Annotated in this window: 1 protein-coding gene; it reads left to right on the top strand. The window is 74.3% G+C overall.

What is annotated here, in order from left to right; all coding sequences use genetic code 11:
* The first annotated feature begins 17 nt into the window (after window positions 1-17).
* The gene (locus ABD327_RS03980; RefSeq protein ID WP_344448744.1) at window positions 18-2,423 is read left to right on the top strand and encodes a VIT domain-containing protein; all 2,406 of its coding nucleotides are present in this window, start codon (window positions 18-20) and stop codon (window positions 2,421-2,423) included.

The following is a 2,423-nucleotide window of genomic DNA, read 5'->3' as shown; positions in this document are numbered from 1 at the left end:
TCGCCAGGGAGGCCCCCGTGAACGTACAGATTATGCCGATGGATTCGCCCCCGCCCCCGGTCCCCGAAGCGGGATTCGGCGCCCTGTCCACCGCCGAGGGCAACCTTCCGCTCGACACCGTCGACGTCCATGCCGCGATCACGGGCCTGGCCGCCCGCGTCGAGGTGACCCAGGGCTTCCGCAACCCGTTCCAGACCCCGCTGGAAGCCACCTACGTCTTCCCCCTGCCCGACCGCGCCGCCGTCACCGCCCTGCGCATGGAGGCCGACGGCAGGGTCGTCGACGCGGAACTGAAGGAGCGGGCCGCGGCCCGCGAGGAGTACGACCAGGCCATCGCCTCCGGCCGCCGCGCCGCGATCGCCGAAGAGGACCGCCCCGACGTCTTCACCATGCGGGTCGGCAACATCCTCCCCGGGGAACGCGTGACGGTAAGGCTCACCCTGAACCAGCCCCTCCCCTACGAGGACGGCGCCGCCACCTTCCGCTTCCCCCTCGTGGTCGCCCCCCGCTACATCCCCGGCGCCCCGCTGGGCGGGCCGCCCGCGGGAACCGGTGTCCACCCCGACACCGAAGCCGTCCCCGACGCCTCCCGCGTCACCCCGCCCGTCCTGCTCCCCGGCTTCCCCGACCCGGTGGCCCTGAGCATCACCGCCGACCTCGACCCCGCCGGGCTCCTTCTGGGCCCCGTCGCCTCCAGCCTCCACACCCTCACCGGCGAAGGCGGCACCCTGCGTCTCGTCCCCGGCGAACGCCTGGACCGCGACTTCATCCTCCGCCTCCCCTATGCCCCGCCCCCCTCCTCACCGCTGGAAACGGGCCTGGTCGAATCGCTGGTCCTCGTTCCGGACTCCGCGGAGGAGGCCGGCGGCGAGGGCACGTTCACGCTGACGCTGGTCCCGGGGGAGGCCGGGCCCGCCCGGCCCAAGGACGTCGTGCTGGTCATCGACAGGTCCGGGAGCATGGAGGGCTGGAAGATGGTCGCCGCCCGCCGCGCCGCGGCCCGGATCATCGACAGCCTCCGGGCCCACGACAGGTTCACCGTGCTCTCCTTCGACCACGTGGTCGACCAGCCCGCAGGCCTGCCCCCGGGGCTCGCGGAGGCCGGTGACCGCAACAGGTTCCGCGCCGTCGAGCACCTGGCGGCCCTGAGCGCCCGAGGCGGCACCGAAATGCTGGCCCCGCTCACCCGGGCCGTCGCCCTGCTCGACGCCCCCGACCGCGACAGGGTCCTGGTGCTCGTCACCGACGGCCAGGTCGGCAACGAGGACCAGATCCTCGCCGCCCTGCCCCCCGCCGCCCTGAACGGCATCCGCGTCCACACGGTGGGCATCGACCAGGCCGTCAACGCGGGCTTCCTCGGCAGGCTCTCCGCCTACGGCCAGGGCCGCTGCGAACTGGTCGAGTCCGAGGACCGCCTCGACACCGCGATGGAGCACATCCACCACCGCATCGCCGCCCCCGCCCTCACCCGGGTGACCCTCCACCCCTCCCCCGGCCTGACCCTCCTCCCCGACACCCTCACCCCCGCCCGCCCGCCGTCCGTCTTCCCCGGCGTCCCCCTGGTCGTCTCCGGCCGCTACCGCGGTCACGGCCCCCTCACCGTCACCGCCGACACGTCCGCCTCCGGAGACCCCGCCGGTGCGACGGCCGAATGGCGCCGGACGCTGACCCCGTACGTCACCGGCAATCTCGCCGCCACCGCCATCTGGGCTCGCGCGCATCTGCGCGACCTGGAGGACGCCTACGCCGTCCGGCCGTCCGACGAGCTGGAGCAGCGGCTGGTCACCACCTCGCTGAAGCACGGGGTGCTGTGCCGCTTCACCGCCTTCGTCGCGGTGGACTCGCGCATCGTCACCTCCGGGGGCACCCCGCACCAGGTGACCCAGCCGGTCGAGCTCCCCCGCGGCTGGCAGCCCGAAAGCGCCTCCGCCGCGCTCCCCGTCTCAGCCCCGATGATGGCGGCCCCCGCGCCTCCGGCCGGATCCCCCCGGCCGGCGAGTCCTCGCCGAGCGGCCCCCGCCAGGGCGTCCCGGTCCCGGCTCGGTGGCGCCATGCCCGCCCCCGCCGGCCCGGCCCCCGGCACGTTCGGTGGAGCCCCCGCCCCCGGTGGTCCTCCGTTCTCCGGCACCTCCTACACCCCCATCAGTGGCGGACCGCTCCCCCCGTCCCCCGCCCCCGATGCCGATCCGCTCCTGGAGCTGGAGATGTCCCGGCTGGGCGAACTCACCGACGCCCCCTCGGAGGAACGTCTCCGGCACCTGTCCGACCTCATCACCCGCCTGGAGTCCCTCTCAATCCCCACGCTGTCCTCTCTCCTGGAGGAGCTGAAGTCCTCCCCCGACCCCCTCGTCCTCTGGCCCCGCCTCATCGAGGCCCTGACCACCCTCACCCGCCCCCGCAAACGCCCCTTCTGGAAACGCTGA

The organism is Actinocorallia aurantiaca (genome assembly GCF_039533685.1).
GTDB lineage: Bacteria > Actinomycetota > Actinomycetes > Streptosporangiales > Streptosporangiaceae > Actinocorallia > Actinocorallia aurantiaca.
This window is presented reverse-complemented; position numbering and strand designations above follow the sequence as displayed.